We start from the raw sequence: 20,291 nt of genomic DNA on the forward strand, positions 1-20,291 counted from the left end.
GCCTAGTTTGGTTTGGGAACTTCCTTGCCACTGGCTACTGGAATGCCGAAATCGGGACTTCCATCGGGTTTCCAGAAGAACGGCTGAGCGCTTGGTGTCCGGTTTTTGCATTCGCCATTTGCCTGCTCTTTTGCGTGGTAGATAATCCAGTCTTCCTGCCCATTCGGTGATTTCGTAAAGCAGTTATGCCCCGGCCCGAAAACCCGATTTTCGACTGATTTTGAAAAAACTGGCGTCGCTGACTTTTTCCAGGAGGCCGGATCGAGCAAATCACTGGTGTCATTACTTGTCAGCATCCCCAGCGAATAATTGTCATCCCAACAGGCACTAGCCGAATAAATGATGTGAAGTCTGCCATTCTTCCCCCGCAGAAACTGAGGCCCTTCACAGATTTCCCGACCGTCGTATTTTTCCCAGGCATAAGTCGGGCGCGTAAGTTCTACCTGCTTCGTGCTGATGGTCCAGGGATTTATCATGTCGGCAATGAACAGGTTGCTTTGTGGACCTACGTAGCCGGAATACAGAAAATAGATTTTCCCATTGTGCTCAAAAACTGACCCGTCCAGGCCCGTGTAGTTTGTATTCACCTTCCCCTTGTCTGTCCAGTTCCCTTCCAATGGGTTCGCTGACTCGTTTTCAAGCACAAAAACATATCGGTTAAGGTCACTGGGTTTTGCTTTGTCCGTAGCAGTATAATACAAATACCATTTCCCGTTCAGCCGATGCAGTTCGGGTGCCCAGATGTCGCGTGAATTAGGCCCGGAAGCGGGTGGCGTCCAAACAACCTTTTTCTCCGCCTGAACTAAATTTGTAAAGTCTTTGGTGCGCCAAAGGGTGAGATTTTGGCCGGTCGTATTGGTGTAATAGTAATAGCCATCGTTAAAAATAACCCACGGATCGGCCCCATCCGGGAGTAACGGATTGGTGAATGTTTGGGCAGTCGTATCGGTAGTATTCGTCAACATGTTTTCGGTAACCGGGCTGTTGAGCGGAATCGTATTGACATAAGGGCGGCAACGTCCGGATGTATTTTTGGCCAGAGCGATCTCCAGCACGTGTTTGCCATCTGCCGAAACGAGCAATTGTGAACTGTAATTCGGACAAGGATCAGTGCCCTGATTGGGCGACCAAACGGGTGCCGCCATCTCGGTCCAGGTGCCTAATCCCTTGTTGCTGTTAACCATGTACACTTTCCCATTGGCGGGTGGTGTGGAGTTATCACTATTTCGGTGCAGAACCTGACCAATTGCCAGCAGTTTGCCAGTTGCTGAACCATCTGGTGCCCAGCTAATGGTAGGAGCATGAGCAAAATGATTCCCATTCGAGGATTCGATACGGGTGCCTTTTTCCGCCACTGAACCCCACTGGTGGCCATCTTTGGAAAATTTCACATACGCATCGCAGCCTGCGCCACACAACTCATACGACATTACATAACTCCGATCAGATAATCTCCGAATGATCGGCATACCCGGCCGCAACATACCACCCGGCATGGCTACGTCAGTTACTTCGGTGGTCCAGGTTTGGCCGCCATCAATAGATGTTTTGTGCGCAATAAGCTGATTAAAGCCCTGATCTTTATACTCTTCGCTTGAGTAATAACACAAGAGACGCCCTTGTTGATCGATCATGAACTCGGGTTCCCAGAGCCCGGTTTTACCACTCACTATTGTAGAAAAATAGGACCATGTTCGGGCTTTATCGGTGCTTTTATAGAGTCGGATAGAACAATCTGTGCGCGGTTTCTGGTCGGTGCCAACGGACGTTGCCCAGAAAAGTGTGCCCGCTTCGGTTGACCCAAATGTCGTGGGCACTTCGTAAAATCCGCTACAGCAGGTACGGGGCGGAGTGGTTTCGGTGATTGTTCCAACCGGGCTTGTACTCCATGTTGCTCCGTCGTCCAGACTTTCGTAAAACGAACCGGTATTGCCCCGGTCAAAACTGGCAAGGAGCCTTTTGGGTGTATGATTATCCGTCTGGAGCCGTATGACGCGCGGATAGTAAGCGGTTTGATCGGCCACTAATTTCTGGACGGGTAACTGTGCCCAAACGCCTGATATACTCAGGAATGCCAGCAGGAGAAAAAGGTAGGAGCGAGGCTGAGGAAGCCAGTTCGAAGCTAGGTTTGTCTGGCGACGTAACATTGGCAAAATTCTTTAGGTTAGGAACGGATTAGGTGTAGAGGGAAGAAAGTTTTCACTTTATTCGCCACTTGGTCGCTTGAGACTAGTTGTTAAGGGAACAGGCTTACCGAAGTCGGGATAGCCATTCGTTCGCCAGGTAAATCGTTGCATACGGGGAGACCGATTGTTGCTACAACCCTGTCCAGGTTGCGGATTTGCGTGATACAGAATCCAGTTTTCCTGGTTGTCGGGCGTTATAAAAAAACTATTGTGGCCAACTCCATAAGCGCCATCAGCAGCATTTGGACCGAAAACGGGCTGATCTGATTTCTGCCATGAAGCCAGATTCATAAGGTCAGCGGAAGCGTCGGCAGCGAGCATGCCAAGCGCATAACTGTCGGTACTGCAATGACTGGCCGAGTAAACCAGAAAAACCTTGTTGTCATGTGTCAGGAATTCAGGACCTTCGTTTACGGAAGGCATTCCCTGTTTCTCCCAGTCATACTCGGGCGTTGAAACACGCAACCTTGGACTGTCGGCCGTCCAGGGGTTTTTCATTGTGCAGAGATAAATATGCTGGATGTTGTTTCGTATCTCATTCTCCCAGCCCGACCAGGCATAGTATAACTTCCCATTTAGCTGGAGCAGCGTTCCGTCAATGGCCCATCGATTGTCGGGAAGTTGAACCTGACCTTTCAGAATCCATGTGCCGGTCATTGGGTCAGTTGCTTCGTTCTCGAGAACCCACATCCGGTGTGTTGTACTGGGTGCCACCACGGCAGCATAATAAATATACCAGCGATTATTTACCCGATGCAGTTCGGGTGCCCAGATATCACGAGTGACTGGCCCGGTTGCCGGTGGCGACCAGACGACGCTGGTTTGCGATTGACCGAGCAGGCTCATCTTTTTGGTTTTGTAGAGCCTTAAATCCCCGCCGGTTGTATGCATGACGTAATAATAGCCGTCCTGATAAATAACCCAGGGGTCTGGTCCGGAGGTCAGCAATGGATTCTGAAATCGGGTCGATGTATCCTGCGTCGCTGTTTGAGTTGGCGTAACACCGGAGCTGGTACTGGGTATTTTTTTACAGGCTATTGTCGCACTCGACAGCACGATCAGCAGAGAAAAGAAAGCTGTGTATTTCATGCGTTGACTGATCTAAAAAAGCCGATCACCATAGAGGTAATCGGCTTTAAACGACTACTAACCTATGAATAATAAATTACCAACCCGGATTTTGTTTCAGGTTAGGATTTGCATCTGTTTCATAAAGCGGCAAGGGATATAACTCGCTCTTCCCTTTCTGAAATGTGGTAAAATCAGTATCGAAATCCGATTCATTGGCCGGTTTTTTACCCGCATCAGGCCCGGCGAGTTCAGGACCCAGAATACCGTAGCGTTTCAAATCCCAGAATCGTTGGGTTTCACCAGCCAGTTCAACCACGCGATCGTGGCGAAGCTGTATCCGAAAGTCAGCCTGGGTCATCGTCAGGGGCAGGGCCAGCAGGTTTACCCGTGCCCGTACTTTGTTGGCAAACGGAATACCATCGGCGGGTTTGCCCAATTCGTTGAGTGCTTCTGCATAGAGTAAATAAACATCGGCCAGACGAATTACCCGGTCGTTTATCCCCGAAAAATAGCTGTCGGTGGCCTGGTAATAATTGGTGTATTTAATCCAGAAACGATCCCGCTCGGGCAGATAATCGCTGCCAGCCGCTAACTTGGTCAGATCGGCATACGAAAAGCCATGCGATTTAAGGGAACTGCCGCCGTAGAACATGGTATAATCGAGCCGGTAGTCGACCTTTCCGGCCTTGTCTTTTTCTTTCATAAACTCATTGAGGAGCCACTTTGTAGGCTGCCCATCGCACCAGCCCCCTTTGCTAAAACCGTTGATATTACGAAGGCCGAAAAACTGGGCGTGTTCGGAGGATTCAGAACCACCCGCCACATCGTAGTTGACGGCACCGCCTACTTTACTTTCGTTTTCGTCATAATACTGGATCTCGAACAACGACTCTTTATTGTTTTCTAACAGCGTCGTGAAGTTGTCCTTAAAATCGGCAACCAGGTCAAAACGGGTAGGCGTCTGGTCGATGATCTGCTTGAGAGCCGCAGCAGCTTCGGTCCACTTGCGCTGCTGCATATACGCCTTGCCAATCAACGCAACCGCGCTGTACTTGTGAAGCCGACCAACATCCTGACCCGTATAGCTTTCGGGTAAATCGGTAGCTGCTTCCTGGCAATCCTTAATTACCTGCGCAAAAACCTCCGCCTGTGTGGACTGTTTTGGCCGATCTCCCAGTGTTTGAGAGGCTAAAACCAGCGGCACATTTCCCCAGATGTTGGCCATGTTATAGTACCAGTAGGCCCGGATTACTTTGGCTTCTGCCAGAATTCGTTTTTGTAGAGTAGCGTCCATTTTAATGGCTGGAACGTTCTCCAGTACCTGATTGCAGCGGTAAATTCCCTGATAAGCCGCTTGAAACGACTCGATATTCATCGGAATATTATAATCCGTTACGATGAACTTACTCAGATTACCCAGATCTGTCCAGGGACTTTGGCTGTATCCTTCGTCGGAGCTTAGATCAGTCAGGAAGCGAATCCAGAGCGAGAACCGACGATCCTGCATACCGCTGTAAGCCGCGTTGATGCCTTTAACCGCATCATCGGACGTTTTCCAGAATGTTGCTGTCGACGCCTGGTTGGGATTGACCTGGTCGAGCAGTTTGCTCTCGCTGCAACTGAACAGGATTCCACCCGTAAGCATCGCTGTCAGCGCCAGTGTTTTCGTATTCATAGTGAAGTTTTGTTATACGATTGTCTGAATGATTCAGTGTACGGCTTAGAAACTCAGTTGCAAACCTGCGCTGATGACCCGCGAAACGGGATAGTTGCCCTGGTCAATACCACGACCGATGTAATTGCCCCGATTTTGAGGATTTCCATCGCCCACATCACCAATCACATCTGGATTGTAGCCCGAATACTTTGTAATGGTCAGCAAATTCTGAGCATTCACATAAATCCGAGCCGATCCCATTTTGAGCTTGGTTAGCATAGCCGTGGGGAAATTATAGGCAAGTTGCATGGTCCGAATTCGACCATAAGCCCCACTTTCAACCCACCGATCCGTATTGAAAGCCGGATTCAGGGTCGGATCCCCTTTAATTGGCTTGGGTGTCGTGGTAGAGCTTCCCGGACCGGTCCAGAACGAAACATCAGACCGGACATTCTGGACATCATCGAACCGATCCGTCCAGTTGCGGCTGCGGTTAAACAGCAGATTCCCCGACACGCCCTGGAAAAAGACCGTGAAATCGATGTTTTTATACGACAGCGAAATGTTAGCCCCGTACTCGAACTTGGGAAACGGGGTGCCCACAATCTGACGGTCGTCGTTATTGATCTGACCGTCGCCATTGGTGTCCACATAACGCACATCGCCAGGAGTTACATTCGGTTGCTTGGCCGCTGCATCGATTTCCGCCTGATTCTGGAAGATGCCTGCCTGCCGTAGCACATAAAAGCCAGCCAGCGGACCGTTTACTTCCGTTCGTGTCACATTCCCGTAGCCATACAAAGGCTGGTTCCCATTGCTGGGTACTAACTGTAGGGCTTTGTTGTGAATGCTGGTAAGCTGACCATTGATGCTGTACCGGAAATCACCTGTCTTATCCTGATAGGTCAGGCTTAACTCAAAGCCTTTATTTTCAATTTTTCCGAGGTTATCGTACGGGTTATCCCCCTGGTTACCGGCCGTAATGGGCAGGGGAACGCGTAACAGCAGATTTTTCGACAATGAGTAAAAATAGTCGGCCTGAAGCTGAATCTTACCATTCAGAAATGTAGCGTCTATACCCACATCTGTCGTGGTTTTGCTTTCCCATTTCAGGTTTGAATTCTGCAACTGACGATTCGATGCGCCCGGAACAATAACATTTCCACCACCGAGTACATAGTTCAGATTAGGCTGAATGGTTGGATCGAGCGAATAGGGGGCAATGGCCTGGTTACCCACTGACCCATAACTGGCCCGCAGACGCAGGTCGCCAATGGCCGGAATATTCCGCATGAAAGCCTCTTTGTTGATATTCCAAGCCGCTGATACAGAGGGGAAATAGGCAACCTGATTGTCTTTCGGGAAGTTCGACGACGCATCCCGACGCAGGTTCGCCTGAATATTGTACTTGTCGTTGTATGTGTAATTTACCCGGCCTAAATACGAGATCAGGCCCGAAATACTGGAGAATCCATCTGTTCGTGGGCTGGCCGTACCAGCACCCTGCTGGTAAAACTCACCAACAATCCCTTCCGTATGGGAGTAGATTTCGTTCTGGTCGAACCGCTGCCGTGTATAGCCCAACAGTGCGCTGACCTGGTGCTTGCCAATGGTTTTGTTGATGTTCAGTGTATTCTCAATCAGCGTGTTAAAGAAACGTCCATTCCGGTCGTCCAGAATGCCGTTGGGTGCGCTGGGGCTGTTGTAGCTGAGGGCACCGGGGCGGGCGAAATACTTGTTCTGGTAGTTGCTGAAATCCAGTCCAACACTCAGCCGATACGTCAGCCAGGGAAGAATGGCATATTCGCCATATACGTTACCCAACAGTTTGTAGCTATTGGCGAGGTTGTCATCTTTGGCCTGCTGACCGATGGGATTCGTACCAAACGTAGCGTTGTTGGCATTGCCATAGCCATAGCCACTGGCATTGGTAGGATCAAAAACGGGTATGGTAGGTGGCATCCGGATAACATTATCGAAAGGCTGCCCAATAACCCGCCGTTCGTTGGTATAGGCTAGATAGGCCGATTCGCCAATGGTCAGTTTTCCACGGGTTGTTCCCGCATTGACGCGGGCCGAGTAGCGTTTGAAATACGGACTCACCTCCGTGCCGTCGGTTTTTCGACCCCGGATTGTGCCATCCTGTGAGAAATAGCCCCCCGAAATCCGGTAATTCGACTTATTGACCCCATTATCGACGCCACCCGAAATGCTGACGTTATGATCGGTAATGGCACCCGGCTTGATCAGTTCTTTTTGCCAGTCCGTATCAAACCCGCCCTGGCCAAAATCCGGAACGGGAAGTTTGCCATTCTGATAGGCAGCGGTCCAGGTTTTGATGTACTGGTCGCGGGTGGCCAGGGGAAGCCGATGGTCAATATTCTGTACGCCATAATAACCATTGTAGTCAATAACGGCTTTTCCCGCTTTTCCGCGTTTGGTTGTGATGACAATGGCGCCGTTCATACCCCGCGACCCGTAAAGCGCCGTAGCAGCCGCATCTTTCAGGATCGTAACCGTCTCAATATCATTGGGGTTAAAGTCGGATGATGCGCTGCCAATAATAACGCCATCGATGATGTAGATTGGGTCCTGATTTGACCCAAACGTGCTGGAACCCCGAATTTTGATGCTGGCCGTTGCACCGGGCGCACCCCCAGCCGACGCTACCGTTACCCCGGCGGCCCTGCCCTGGATCTGATCAACGACAGAGGCTGCCTGTACTTTCTTGGCATCGGCAACATTCACAATGCTGACGGCTTCGGTCAGGTTCGATTTTTTGACTGTACCATACGAAACGACCACGACTTCATCGAGGGTGCGGTTGTCGGCAACCAGTTGAACGGTAATGGTCGATCGGTTGCCGATGGCGACTTCCTGGGCAACGTACCCGACACTTGATATGATCAGCGTGGTTGCCCCATCACTCACATTTAGGGCAAAGTCGCCATTGGCATCGGTCGACGTTCCGGTGGCGGTACCTTTTTCGACGATGTTGGCTCCGGGTAATCCGGCTCCACTCTCATCCGTAATCCGACCCGTTAAACGCCGGATAACAGCAACTTCAGCGATTGTGACTGGCTGGTTTGCGTCGGCCATGGCTGGAGGTGTTGCGATACCCGGCTCGGGCTTTACATCAGGCTGAATGACATACAGGTTGTCTTTGATTTTCCGGTATCGCAAGCCCTGTTCGGCCAGTAGCTGGCTCAGGTTTTGCTCTAGGGTTGTTCCATCGGTCTCGGTTTCGGTGAGCCGACCGGCCATCAATAGTTCTTCATAAGCAAAACTTACCTTGTAGCGTCGTTCCAGTTCATTCAGTACTTTCTTTAGCGCGCGTGCTTTCGTAGGACGAGTGTCCAGTGCGGGTTGATCAGGTTTGGTTTGTGCCCTGGTCAGTAACTGGGCAGCAGCGGAATGTGGAAGGCTAAAGAAAGCCGTCCCTGCTATCCAGAGGGTAAGCGATAAATACATTTTTTTCATACCATCAAGAGTTAAGGAATTATGAGCAGTTCTTGTAGATAGTCGGGTAGTTTAGGTGATTTACAGCCTGTGGAGGATGATTCGATTGCCTTCGCGATCAGCCTGTAGGTTGAATGCCGTAGTAAGGGTTGTAATGAGCGTTTCCATATCCTGACTGGATAAATTTCCAGTAAAGCGTCGTTCGGCGAGCGCGTTGTCTTCAAAAACCAGCGTGATACCCCAGGTATCGCTTAACTGTTGGGCAATTTCCCGAAGGGGCGTATTTTCAAAGGCAAACAGATGCTTGGTCCAGGCAGTATGTATCTGGGGTTTCGCAGGGGTGATCGATACCTGTTCTATACCCGTCTGGGCGCTGGCCAGATCGCCGGGCTTCATCAGAATGACAGGCGCTTTTTTGTCATTAGGGTTAGACAACTGAACCTTTCCTTCCGATAACATGACCAGCGTATTGCCCCGACGGGTATTCACGTTAAACTGTGTTCCCAGTACAGAAATATCCAGATTGGGTGTATGGGTGATGAATTTCAGTCGTCCTGACGATGCCTGTTTTTTGGTTACTCTAAAAAACGCTTCGCCTTCGAGCCATACTTCCCGATCATCGCGATCGGTCCAGTCATTGGGGTAGGTCAGCGTTGAATTGCCATTGAGCCGTACTTCTGACCCATCAGGCAGGGTTATTGTCAGGAGTTCGCCATATCGGGTATGAATTTCCTGACGCTGCCAAAAGTGCCGATAAGCCCACCCACCGCCAGCCAGCAACAACAGGCCAGTGAGTGAGGCTGCCAGTTGCCAGTTCCTGAATGGATAGCTGATAAGCCGTCTCAGAATTGGTTTTGCCCGTTCAATAGTATCCGTCTGAGCGGCTAGCTGCCGGTCAAAAGCGGTGTCCAATACCTGCCAGATGCGTTCCTGGCTGGCGTCCGTTAAATCGTCGTAGTGCACCCGCAGATGCAGTAAAATCGCGCTTGCTTCATCAATGGCGTTCTGTTTATCGGGATGCCTGAGCATAAATGAATGCCAGAACGACATCGTCTGTTCGTCGGGTTGGAAAACCCAACGTCGAAACGACTCGTCCAATACAAAGTCATTCATGGAATACTGGCTATAATCAGGTGATTTCATTGGGTGAGACAGGTGACTTGTAGTAGGAAAAGACGAGTGGGCTCCAGATTATCCCTCGTTCATACTGTTTTTTTACTAACGAATGTCGGATGAGTTCAATTTGGGGAATTGTAAACCTTACTTGGTCTGACTGCTTAGCTGTCCAGACCGAATCTGAATGTTATGCCCACCAATTGAGCGCTCTACAGAATTCATGACAATAAGCTGATTGGGTCCTGGCTGATACAGACTGCTCCACAATGATTTGGGCCAGGCGTCGGCGATACGCTGCCAGGATCGCCCATAGTCACTGCTTACGGAAATGTGACTGCTATTGGAGGAAACAACCAACCGACCATCGGTTAACGAAAGCAGGTAGGGGCCACCTAACTGGTCGGGAATGGACGTGCCCAACCCTTCAGCCCAATGGGTGCCATCGGGACTGGATTTGTAATAGACCATGCATTTTTCGGGGCCGCAAATTTCATAGACAACCATATACTGCCCATTCGTCATCCGTGTCCATACGGGCATCCCTGGTCGGGAAGCATTGTGCCCCGTTTCATGAGCTACCCATATTTCCGGACCCCAGCTTGCGCCCTGATCGACCGAAATCTTCTGCGAAATAATCTGGCTGTAGGCAGGCGTTTCCGTAACGTGTTTTTCATTCGCATACATGACTGACAGGCGCCCATCGGCCAGAAAAGCCATATGCGGTTCATAAATGCCTTTATCGGGCTTACCCAGTGTGCCCGGTTTCCCTTCAGCCACGTCTATTGTGCTGTGTTTGGCCCACGTTTTGCCCAGATCCGTACTCTGATAAATGGGCAGCCGGTATGACTCCTGCCAGCGGACCGACCGGCACGCCAGCAGAACAGCTCCATTGGGGAGTTGGCAGAGCTGAGCATTGTCCAGATCGCGGCCAGGATCGGTAAGAATGCTGATTGATTTCCAGGTCTGACCGTTGTCGCGGCTTTCAGAAACCTGAAGCTCCAGCCCTGCTTTCGGATCGCGCTGGTAGCCATTATTGCGGGAAATTGTGTAGGCCGCCAACCAGGTTCCATTCGACAGGCGAAGCATTCGTCCGTATTCTGAACCGTAGTTTCCGTGTTTGCGTAATTCTGTTTCGCCCGCGTGGGATACCAGCCCCGCATCAGTGAAAACGGGCTGATCGTTAATGAGTACCGGCTGATTCCATTCGACACTGGTGTTGTCGGTAAAGCGTAACGCAACCAGACAGATAAAGAGGAGAAGAGGTAGTTTCGTCGTCATGGCTCAGGTAGTGAATACTAACTAAAGAGCCAACGTTCGTAAATTATCTCTTCCAGATCGCAAATTAGTACTATTTGCTATCGAATGAGTGCCAATAGCAGAAAAACGACATGCGTTGCCATCCGTTTCTGAAGCGATGCAATGGCTTTGTAAACGATTTTATAGACAGAGCTCTGTTCAATGCCCATTACGCCCGCAATCTCTTCGTAACTGAGATTATCGAAATATTTCAAAAACAGGGCTTCTTTCTGACGGGCCGGAAGACTATTCAGTTCGCGCAGCAAAAGGGTCGACTGCTCCAGTGAAATCTGCGCATCGAGCCAGGTCGGTTCGTAATGAAATTCAATGGTAAAGTCCAGGGTATCCAGGTCATTATTAAACCGTTGTTCGCTGGTGAGTTTACGGACAATATCCCGGCGTAATGCCCGCATCAGGTAAAATTTGATCGAGTCCGTGCGGCCTAATCGCTCCCGTGTCTCCAGAATTGTCAGAAAGAGATCCTGCAGGCAATCTTCAGTTACTTCCCGGTTCTGCGCAATTTTATAGCCATAGTTATAGAGGGTCTTCGCATACTTTGCATACAGATAAGCATAGGCACTTTTACTGCCTTCCAGAAAATTATCCCAAAGCACAGCATCTGTCGTGTATAGGTAGCCTGATGATGCGTCCAACTTTACGTAGATTTAAAAGCGGCTAAATTTACAGTAATGGGTAGGAATAGTAATAATTACTCAGTGAAAAATAATGTTTATTTTTAGCGATAGGGATAAAAATGCTCGCTGATGTCTTTTGCAACTATGATCGTTAAACGCCCTTTATTTCTGGTATTACTCAGTGTGATCAGTACGTTAGCCGGTTGTCGGTCAGCACCCGACAGTCTTCCTTTATTTACAAAAATCAGCGCTGACGAATCGGGCCTATCGTTCAACAATCAAATCCAGCCTTTCGAAAATGAAACGCTAAATGCCAATACGTACGACCCCCTGTATAATGGGGCAGGAGTAGGGGTTGGCGATTTCAATAATGACGGATGGGATGATCTCTTTTTTGCTGGGAACAAGGTGAGTAGCCGTCTGTATCTGAACCAGATGGGTCTTTCGAAAAAGGAAAATTCTGACTTCCAGTTTAGGGATATTACTAAACAGGCTGGCGTACAGACCCGAAGCTGGTGTACGGGTGTTTCAGTCGTTGACCTCAATCAGGACGGTTGGCTGGATATCTATATCAGCGTGGCGGGTCCCGATACCGCTAAGGCTGTTCGAAGAAACCTGCTTTTTCTCAACCAGAAATGCAGGCCGGGCGGCATTCCAGCATTTAAGGAAGTGGCCGAACAAGTGGGGCTGGCAGACAGCGGGATGAATACTCAGGCTGCCTTTTTTGATTATGACCACGACGGTGATCTGGACTGCTATATTCTGAACAATGCCTTCGAGCGAACGGGCCGGAACAGTATTCGACCACGCCGACTCGATGGAACCGGCCTAAGCACCGATCGATTGTATCGAAATGAAAGCCGATCAACGGCTGAGCAAAAATCAACGAAGAAAAGTGAGCTTCAGAACGAAACCACAACGCTGCCGCAGTTTGTCGATGTGTCGGGTCAGGAGGGAATCAAGGCCGAAGGGTATGGCCTGGGACTCACGATCGCGGATCTGAATCAGGACGGCTGGCTGGATGTATACTGTGCCAATGATTTTCTGTCGAATGATGTCGTCTGGATCAACAATCACAATGAAAAAGGGGAGCATACCGGGTTCACCAATCGTGCGGCCGATTATTTCAAGCATACCAGTTACAACAGTATGGGTGTCGATATTCAGGACATCAATAATGACACCCGCCCCGATGTGATGGTCGTTGACATGATGCCGGAGACGAATGAGCGACAAAAAATGATGCTCATTAAAACCAACTGGGATTTTTTTACGCTGGCTCGTCAGCAGGGCTATCAGGATGAATACGTTCGAAATACCCTGCAACTCAATCAGGGTCCATCTGGTCAGAATCAGGAACCGGGCTTTAGTGAAATCGGCCAGTTGGCGGGCGTTTCGCGCACTGACTGGAGCTGGGCACCGCTGTTGGCTGATCTGGACAACGATGGCTGGAAAGACCTTACTGTTTCGAACGGCTACCGACGCGACATTACCAATCTGGATTATGTAGTCTATCTCAACCAGCAGATCTCAAACTTTGGTCTGGCGGCAACGCATAAACAGACCATGGAGGCTCTGTATAAACTCCCCGAGATAAAACTCCATAACTATGTGTATCGAAATCGGGGCGACCTGACCTTTGAGGATAAATCGCTGGATTGGGGCTTGGGTGAACTCAATTACTCGAATGGTGCGGTCTATGCCGATCTGGATAAAGATGGTGATCTGGATCTTGTTTTCAATAACATTGATGAGCCAGCCGGACTCTATCGAAATGAAACGAATCAAGCTGGCAAACCGATTATCCGCCACTTCCTGCGACTGAAATTACCCGCCGATGCACAGGGTTCAGGGGCCGAAGTCCGCTTGAAATTACCCGATGGGACAACGCAGACCACACTGGCGCATCCGGTTCGGGGTTATACCTCCTCCGTTGAATCGATTGTTCATTTTGGGCTGGGAAAATACACCTCGGCCTGGGTTGACATTCATTGGGCGAATGGCACAGTTCAGTCGCTTGGGCAGCTGAAAGCCGATCAAACGCATACCACTCGCTATTTGCCGGCCAATAGCCCGACCTCGACCCGACGAGATAGCAGTTCGACAGGTTTGTTTGCTACGCAGCCAGCGTCGGTGGTTGGCATACCCTTTCTGCATCGGGTCGCACGCTCGTCAGATTGGCAGCGAACGCCGATGCTCCCGCAGGTATATGGAAAAAACGGGCCTGCCATAGCGGTTGCCGATGTAGATGGTAATGGCCTGGATGATGTGTTTGTTGGGGCGGGTCCCGGTCAGGTACGAACGGTATATTTACAGAAAAAAGCCGGGCAGTTTGCACCGTTGATTCAGGGAGCCAATGACCTTGATGATATGGGGGCTTTGTTTTTTGATGCCGATAACGATGGCGATCAGGATCTATACGTCGTTAGTGGAGGAAGTCAGCAGCCCGATAGCAGCCCTATTTATCAGGATCGATTATACCTGAACGACAGCCATGGCAAATTTACCCGATCGCAGGGTTTGTTACCACCAACGATCTCTTCGGGCTCCTGTATTGTAGCCGCCGATTTTGACCACGATGGCGATCTGGATTTGTTCCGTGGAGGGCGTGTCAAGGTAGAAAAGTATCCATTTCCACCCCGCAGTTATTTATTTCGAAATGATGGAGGTCTGTTTACAGATGTTACCGATCAACTGGCTCCCGGCTTGCGGCAGATAGGGATGGTTTGCACAGCACTCTGGACCGACTATGATAATGATAGCTGGCCTGATTTACTGCTTGCTGGCGAATTTATGCCAATCAAACTAGTTAAAAACGCCAAAGGGAAATTTCAGCAACAGCCTGCTACACTGCCAGCTGGTCAGTGGAATTCGTTAATCGGTGCTGATTTCGATTGCGACGGTGATATCGATTACCTCGCTGGCAATACCGGCCTGAATACGCGGTATAACGTCTCTGCTTCAGAACCCTTACGCATTTACGGCAACGATTTTGACGGGAATGGTAAGATCGACCCCATCCTGACCCACTATCTTCAGGGAACCGAGCAGGTAGTGGCTATTCGGGATGTTATGAACGACCAGATGACCACCCTGTCCCGTAAACGATTCGTTAGTTTTCAGCAATATGCCCAGCAGCCATTTGCCGAGATGTTTACCGATGAGGAACGAAAGGGGGCTATTCGACTCGAAGCGACTGAACTAAGGAGTATCTATATCGAAAACAAGGGGGGAGGCCGGTTTGACGTGCGGCCACTCCCGATGCCGGTCCAGATTTCACCCGTTTTTGGCATGCAAACCGGCGACTTCAATGCGGACGGCTGGCGTGATGTATTGCTGACCGGTAATTCATACGCACCTGAGACCTATTCGGGCTGGTATGATGCTGGTCGGGGAACGGTATTGCTGGGCAACGGGAAAGGCCAGTTTCGGGCGGTGCCTTCGGCTGAAGCCGGATTGCAGGTAGATGGTGATGCCAAAGGGCTGGCCGTTTTATCGACTGGCGCTTCAGTCAGTTATCTGGTGACCAATACCAATGGGCCCGTTCAATGGTTAGCCCTCCGAAAAAATAGCCAGCCTGCTATTGGGCGACTAAAACCGACCGAAACACATTCACTGATTCGGCATACCGATGGCCGGACAGAGCGAGTAGAATATTATCATGGCTCTGGATATTTGTCACAGTCTTCTCGAACAAAGTATTGATTTGTAGGTTGTTGTGATTCTAACTGACTGCTTTTCTGATTACAAACCTATACGGTTTTTGACACCGCATCGGCGGCCCGGCGCATCGGCGGCCCGGCTTATAGGTTTAAATTGGCCGAGGAACGTTTCAACAGATTGTGCGGGAAGGTTGGTTGGGGCGGTGGCGGAACGTTTTTCTCGCCCTTTCGGCGTCGAAGTTCCAGTTGCAGACTTTCCAGCCCTTTCCGCATAGCCCATTCGTGGTTCATGGAAAAAATAGGTTTCAGTAAAAATGATAGTTTTTTTAGGAGAGGCTTTTCGGCTTCGATTAGCCAGTCGTAGGTAATGTGAGTACCCGAACCCTCCCCCGTAAACGTCCAGATGCCCCGACCAACGAAATCGCCAAATGCTTCGAGCGCGAAACCCGTAGGAACGCTGGTTTTTGTTACCCGGAATTTCCAGCGCAATGTGTAGGGAAGCCAGCCTTTCGTGTAAAGTTCAACCACTTTATCGACACCGCCGGGTTGCCCTTTTTCCAGAACCTTAACATCGAGATACACCGCTGGCCACCAGCGAGCCAGTGCATCTATATCTTCAAGAGTTCGGTAAACCTCTTCGGACAAAGCCGCTACATGCCAATGAGTGATGAAGTGGTAGGCGTTGATACCTGGGGCCGATTTTTCGAGCATTTGATTGGTGGACATGACTGATTCGTTCAAAATTAAGTAGTAATAGGGCGTTCGCTGAGAACCGTGGTTCGGTAAGTATTGATTGGTGACTTAGCTTGGTAAGAATGGATGTGTTGATGCGGTTTCTCAAAACCGCAGCGGTCAGCTTGAAGAACCTGACCGCACGATACCTCACCCCAATCCCCGCTAAATCTGGTCAATGGGGTAGCATCGTATCAGCTTTATGGCATTAATCACACCAGTAGGAGCAGTTTCAGAATCCACGGTCCGCCCAGTGAGGACAGCGCAAGGGCGGACCGTGGTTCTCAGCGAAAGTCGTCTATAAAATAGTCTGGTTTATTTCGTGGCCATTGTAATTTCTTTCGGCATATCGGTATTGCCTTTAAACCAGGTAATCTTTCCATTCATGACCTTAAACTGATGGAGGATATTGGCTTTCAATAGCTTACCCGTTTTGTTGTCCTTGTATTCACCGTTAATGTATACCGCTACGTCGTCGCCATCGGCCAGAAAACGATAAGGGTCGAACTTCGTGAACGTCACTTTCTCCGCTAAAGTCCTGAAGAAGTTGGGCACTTCGGTTGCGCCTTTATACACCATGCCATTCGGGAGAAAAACCCGATCGGTAACGTCAAAAACGACATCGGGTGTACACTGAGCCAGAATGCCGGCCACATTCCCTTTGCCAAATTGTTCGTAAGCGGCCAACACAATCTGTGTATTCGGATTGTTGAATGCGTGGTAACCTAGTTGGTCCAGAACGGCATTCGAATTGTTGGCCCAGTGAGCCCGCAGTTTTCCATTCTGGTCAAATTCAAGAATATCGACGTCACTCCAGATCACAGTTTTGCCGGTTGCCGGAATCATCCCGGCGAGCATGGCTTTTTGCGTCCCTTTAAACGTGTTTTGTACATAAACCTTGTTGCCATCGGCAGCAATTCCTTCAACGGTTAACGTATAGCCGGGAAACGCTCTGAAAAAATCGTTCAGATTTGCCGCGATGGCTGCTTTGCCCAGAACGGGTTTCGGCCCCTGTGCATAATCAATGGCGTCGTCGGCGAGATACGATAGAAATTTATCCGAGTCGTATTTAATGAGTGCTTCATAAGCCTCACGGGCTGTTTTTTTGTTCATCTCCATGGTTTGGGCCATGGTATTCCCGGCCAGCACTCCCGCCAGCAGGGCAACAGAAATTAGTTTTTTCATTGATTTTGATTGAGGTTATTGATTATTGGGATTAGTCGTTAGTGAGCGGTCATTACGCGCCAGAGTATTCGCGGATGAAAGAGAGACGTAGGGGGTTTTAACAAGCTCATAACGCGAAGGAAAGCGGCACAGACTACCTCGTCGCAGAGGGTAGCGCGTTGTACGCGGGAAACGTATTTGTTTATGAAGCCAACGCCCGCCGGTTTTGGGCCAACTGTTTCGGCATAGCGAAAGTCTTCGCCTACCGCCAATTGCCAGGGAGTATCTACTATTTTAGCCGCTCGCTGAAAGAAAACCTTAGCTAGTTTGTGGTCGGGAAGTTGAGCCGCCAGCAGATTATCCAAGGCGACGGCCTGCATGGATGCCGAAGTCATACCCTGGCCGTAGGTAGGATTGAAACTGGAGATGGCGTCGCCCAGTACCAGATAGCCTAACGGGAAGTGATTGAGCAATTCATAATGCCGACGCAGACTGGCCGGAAATTTATAGGCATAAGGCTCCGTCAGTGGCTTATTTTTACTGACAATAGCATACAGGTCAGGCATGGGTAAACTGCGCACGAATTCTGTAAAACCCACTTCATCAATCGGCGCACTATCTCCGTGCCAGCCCCCAACCGAAACGACCCAGCGATTGCCTTCGACTGGAAAAATTCCACCAAAATGCTTTTCGTGGGGTGCATTCGGGGTATACAGAAACCAGCAGTTGCTACCGGGTGCGTTCGGGTCGCGTTCATAAATTCGAGTAGCGTAGCCCACTTTTACCGTTACTTCACTCGTTTGCGGAGCTTCATAACCCAGTTCTTTCAGCCATTGGGAGCTGTGCGAACCACGACCGGATGCATCTACGACCAGGTTAGCCGTCAGGGATTTGATCTGGCCGCTTAGTTTATGCTGAATAGTAATGCCTGTTATCCGTTGCTTGTCGGTGGTCGTGGTCAGGTGTTGAACCGTACAGTTGTCGATTAATTCGACAGCAGGAAGGGCCAGAACCCGCTCCCGGATGAGATGTTCCAATAGGGGGCGGCTCATGGTAACGGCAGGAAGATGCATATCGAACCGTTTGCGGTAACCGCCGTGGGTGTACCAAACCATATTTTCGGCGAAATCGGCCACGTTGGCGCCGGCGTCGGTCAAAGCCTGCCGAAGGTCAGGGAAATAGTCCAGCATAATCTGAAAGCCTCCCGGTAATAGCCCGTGCAGATGCCGGGTTTGGGGTTGTCCATGCCTCGATTCAGGCTGTCGATTTACGGGATCGCGTTCGACAAGGGTTACTTTTTGATAATAATTACTCAAAACCCGGGCGGTCAGCAGCCCGCCCAGGCTGGCACCCACCACAATGGCATGGGCGCGTTGAGCGTTGTCCGTATGATTCATGACGGTCAAAGAATTAGGAATAGTCTGATTTATTAAGGATTACCAGCGATAGGTTGTCGTACTACATTTCGATTATACCTGAGCTGCCAGAATGTGCTTGAACGTATCGGTGTAGTGGCGCAGGCGGGTTACTTTACCTTGGTCATTGAAGGTCCAGAGGTGCATTTCTTCGTCGCGAAACCCTTTGCTAAGAGCGGATGCAGCCGCTTCGATAACAAATTCGGCTGCTACCTGATTGCCACCTGCCATGATCGACAGTACCTGAAAATCGATGATGTTTAACTGAGCCACTATGCCAAAGAACTCCTTGGCACCTGCTTTGCCCGAACGGGCCTCCAGCCAGGGAACATTGTGCTTTTGAGCAGAATTATCGGCCCAGGTTTCCCAATGCACATCGTCGGCAAGATACTCAAGGAGAGCAGGTATGTCGCCCCGGCCAAACGCTTCGTACATGGCCTGAACGGTTTCGATATTGGTTTTCATCAGATTCGGTATTGTTGGTTTAGTTTCATTTTTTTTAAGGCTTAGAAAATTTAGACACAAGGGTACTGAATCGGAGCTTTTAGGCTCCTCGCGGGCTGGGACAATGAGTGTCCGATTCGCAATAAATCAGTTGAGTTCTCGGGCGATTAAAAGCCGATTCGGTAACGTGTTTTCAGAAAGGCCTCCTGGAAGTCTTACAGCATATATACATCAGGGTTTTACCTTCTGGATTTTAAAATCTATTTTTATTCGTACTTTTTTTTGATTCTTTTCAGAGGCTTAAGAAAATTTATTCGTTAGTAAACACTATCAGGCTCGATGGTAACCAGTCTATAAATGCAAAAAAAATAGTGGAGATTCCGTAGATAGCACAGAGCTACCTATTGAATCCCCACTATTTTAAGCTAATCGACTGTGTTAGCGCATGGCAACGATGGGCTTAAATTTCTTGGCTACCTTATTCTGAACGGGTTGCAGCGTCATCAGGTAGGTGTAAATTGCACCCAGATCCTGCTCTTTCATCCCAGAATACATCATCCAGGGCATAAGCGTCTGGAAATCGGTTGGCCCGATCTTATGGGGCTTGTAGCTACTGTCGGCGTAGGCTTTAAACCGGGAGACAAAAACCTCCTTGGTCCATTTCCCAATACCTGTCTCTTTGTCTGGCGTTATGTTCGGTGTATACAGTGTTCCCGAGGGTAAATTGAAATCGCGTCCGCCAGCAAACGCCTTTTCCTTGATAATCTGGCCATTTTCAACCTGGGTATGGCACTCAATACAACCGGCGATCGTCACCAGGTATTTACCCATTGCCAGTTCATCGGTTGGGTCGGGCAGCGGCATTGGCTCGGCTTTTTTGGGAATGGTGTTCAGAATAAAATTGAAGGGAAAATCTGCTTTCGATTCAGCCGGTTTGTTATCGATGGGTTTGAGGGTGCGTAGGTAGGCTATGATACTTTGCACATCTTCACCGTTCATTTTACCATAATAGGGATAGGGCATAACCGGGAAAAACGCATGACCGTCGCGGCTGACGCCCGTTGTAATGGCCCGGTAGATTTCGCCATCGGTCCAGTTTCCAATGCCAAAAGGAGTGATGTTTTTGGCGGTGAACGAGCCTGGAAATCCGGCTTTCTGATCGAACAGTTCCCCCCCTTTGCCATGCGTTTCGGGTACTAATGGTCCTGAAAAAAGGGTAAAATCACGCGTACTGTGGCAATCGATACAAACCGCAACATGGTTAGCCAGGTATCGGCCACGTTCAATACGTTCCGGCGTTTTCTCTACCTTGAGCGCAGGCGCATCACCTACATTTGGCAGACCCAGTTTAACATAAGCCATTACGCCAACAATACTCACAATAACAACGCCAACCAGGATGCCAATCCATTTTAAAGCTGTTTTCATGTTCAGTTAAATTTAGAAAAGAGGAT

At 49.7% G+C, this 20,291-nt stretch carries 13 protein-coding genes; 1 reads left to right on the top strand and 12 read right to left on the bottom strand.

Annotated elements, in window-relative coordinates:
* Positions 1-2: 2 nt before the first annotated feature.
* The 7 genes from GJR95_RS41760 to GJR95_RS01575 form a co-directional block, all read right to left on the bottom strand.
* On the bottom strand, positions 3-2,147 hold the full coding sequence (locus GJR95_RS41760) for a family 43 glycosylhydrolase (protein WP_198424799.1): 2,145 nt from the start codon (positions 2,145-2,147) through the stop codon (positions 3-5).
* Between the two features lie 57 nt (positions 2,148-2,204).
* Positions 2,205-3,275 carry a glycoside hydrolase family 43 protein gene (locus tag GJR95_RS01550; protein ID WP_162384210.1) on the bottom strand — a complete coding sequence of 357 codons (1,071 nt, stop codon included), beginning with the start codon at positions 3,273-3,275 and terminating at the stop codon, positions 2,205-2,207.
* Between the two features lie 76 nt (positions 3,276-3,351).
* Positions 3,352-4,932: a RagB/SusD family nutrient uptake outer membrane protein gene (locus GJR95_RS01555; protein WP_162384211.1), complete on the bottom strand. Its 1,581-nt coding sequence runs from the start codon at positions 4,930-4,932 to the stop codon at positions 3,352-3,354.
* Positions 4,933-4,977: 45 nt separating this feature from the next.
* Positions 4,978-8,394, bottom strand: coding sequence for a SusC/RagA family TonB-linked outer membrane protein (locus GJR95_RS01560; protein ID WP_162384212.1), 3,417 nt, complete (start codon positions 8,392-8,394; stop codon positions 4,978-4,980).
* A gap of 60 nt (positions 8,395-8,454) precedes the next feature.
* Positions 8,455-9,516, bottom strand: a complete 1,062-nt coding sequence (locus tag GJR95_RS01565; protein WP_162384213.1) for a FecR family protein — start codon at positions 9,514-9,516, stop codon at positions 8,455-8,457.
* A gap of 117 nt (positions 9,517-9,633) precedes the next feature.
* Positions 9,634-10,767: an exo-alpha-sialidase gene (locus GJR95_RS01570; RefSeq protein ID WP_162384214.1), complete on the bottom strand. Its 1,134-nt coding sequence runs from the start codon at positions 10,765-10,767 to the stop codon at positions 9,634-9,636.
* A gap of 77 nt (positions 10,768-10,844) precedes the next feature.
* Positions 10,845-11,438: an RNA polymerase sigma factor gene (locus tag GJR95_RS01575; RefSeq protein WP_162384215.1), complete on the bottom strand. Its 594-nt coding sequence runs from the start codon at positions 11,436-11,438 to the stop codon at positions 10,845-10,847.
* A gap of 111 nt (positions 11,439-11,549) precedes the next feature.
* Here GJR95_RS01575 and GJR95_RS01580 point away from each other — a divergent pair, with 111 nt between their 5' ends.
* Entirely contained in the window at positions 11,550-15,125 is a 3,576-nt protein-coding gene (locus tag GJR95_RS01580) for a VCBS repeat-containing protein (RefSeq protein ID WP_198424800.1), read from the top strand.
* A 98-nt stretch (positions 15,126-15,223) separates the two neighbouring features.
* On the opposite strand, the gene GJR95_RS01585 is transcribed toward GJR95_RS01580, so the two are convergent.
* The 5 genes from GJR95_RS01585 to GJR95_RS01605 all read right to left on the bottom strand — a co-directional run bounded on the left by GJR95_RS01585 (position 15,224) and on the right by GJR95_RS01605 (position 20,265).
* Positions 15,224-15,808 carry an SRPBCC family protein gene (locus tag GJR95_RS01585; protein ID WP_198424801.1) on the bottom strand — a complete coding sequence of 195 codons (585 nt, stop codon included), beginning with the start codon at positions 15,806-15,808 and terminating at the stop codon, positions 15,224-15,226.
* Positions 15,809-16,129: 321 nt separating this feature from the next.
* Positions 16,130-16,999 carry a nuclear transport factor 2 family protein gene (locus GJR95_RS01590; protein WP_162384217.1) on the bottom strand — a complete coding sequence of 290 codons (870 nt, stop codon included), beginning with the start codon at positions 16,997-16,999 and terminating at the stop codon, positions 16,130-16,132.
* A gap of 38 nt (positions 17,000-17,037) precedes the next feature.
* Entirely contained in the window at positions 17,038-18,375 is a 1,338-nt protein-coding gene (locus GJR95_RS01595) for an FAD-dependent oxidoreductase (protein ID WP_162384218.1), read from the bottom strand.
* 72 nt (positions 18,376-18,447) lie between these two features.
* A complete protein-coding gene (locus tag GJR95_RS01600) occupies positions 18,448-18,858 on the bottom strand; it encodes a nuclear transport factor 2 family protein (RefSeq protein ID WP_162384219.1) in 411 nt (136 codons plus the stop codon).
* 417 nt (positions 18,859-19,275) lie between these two features.
* Entirely contained in the window at positions 19,276-20,265 is a 990-nt protein-coding gene (locus tag GJR95_RS01605; protein WP_162384220.1) for a c-type cytochrome, read from the bottom strand.
* Positions 20,266-20,291: the final 26 nt, after the last annotated feature.

Origin of the sequence: Spirosoma endbachense, from assembly GCF_010233585.1 — a bacterium.
GTDB lineage: Bacteria > Bacteroidota > Bacteroidia > Cytophagales > Spirosomataceae > Spirosoma > Spirosoma endbachense.

Excerpts from the sequence above, each read along its gene's own strand:
- GJR95_RS41760 (WP_198424799.1), bottom strand. The coding sequence starts at position 2,147 with ATGTTACGTCGCCAGACAAACCTAGCTTCGAACTGGCTTCCTCAGCCT.
- GJR95_RS01550 (WP_162384210.1), bottom strand. The coding sequence starts at position 3,275 with ATGAAATACACAGCTTTCTTTTCTCTGCTGATCGTGCTGTCGAGTGCG.
- GJR95_RS01555 (WP_162384211.1), bottom strand. The coding sequence starts at position 4,932 with ATGAATACGAAAACACTGGCGCTGACAGCGATGCTTACGGGTGGAATC.
- GJR95_RS01560 (WP_162384212.1), bottom strand. The coding sequence starts at position 8,394 with ATGAAAAAAATGTATTTATCGCTTACCCTCTGGATAGCAGGGACGGCT.
- GJR95_RS01565 (WP_162384213.1), bottom strand. The coding sequence starts at position 9,516 with ATGAAATCACCTGATTATAGCCAGTATTCCATGAATGACTTTGTATTG.
- GJR95_RS01570 (WP_162384214.1), bottom strand. The coding sequence starts at position 10,767 with ATGACGACGAAACTACCTCTTCTCCTCTTTATCTGTCTGGTTGCGTTA.
- GJR95_RS01580 (WP_198424800.1), top strand. The coding sequence starts at position 11,550 with ATGTCTTTTGCAACTATGATCGTTAAACGCCCTTTATTTCTGGTATTA.
- GJR95_RS01585 (WP_198424801.1), bottom strand. The coding sequence starts at position 15,808 with ATGTCCACCAATCAAATGCTCGAAAAATCGGCCCCAGGTATCAACGCC.
- GJR95_RS01590 (WP_162384217.1), bottom strand. The coding sequence starts at position 16,999 with ATGAAAAAACTAATTTCTGTTGCCCTGCTGGCGGGAGTGCTGGCCGGG.
- GJR95_RS01595 (WP_162384218.1), bottom strand. The coding sequence starts at position 18,375 with ATGAATCATACGGACAACGCTCAACGCGCCCATGCCATTGTGGTGGGT.
- GJR95_RS01600 (WP_162384219.1), bottom strand. The coding sequence starts at position 18,858 with ATGAAAACCAATATCGAAACCGTTCAGGCCATGTACGAAGCGTTTGGC.
- GJR95_RS01605 (WP_162384220.1), bottom strand. The coding sequence starts at position 20,265 with ATGAAAACAGCTTTAAAATGGATTGGCATCCTGGTTGGCGTTGTTATT.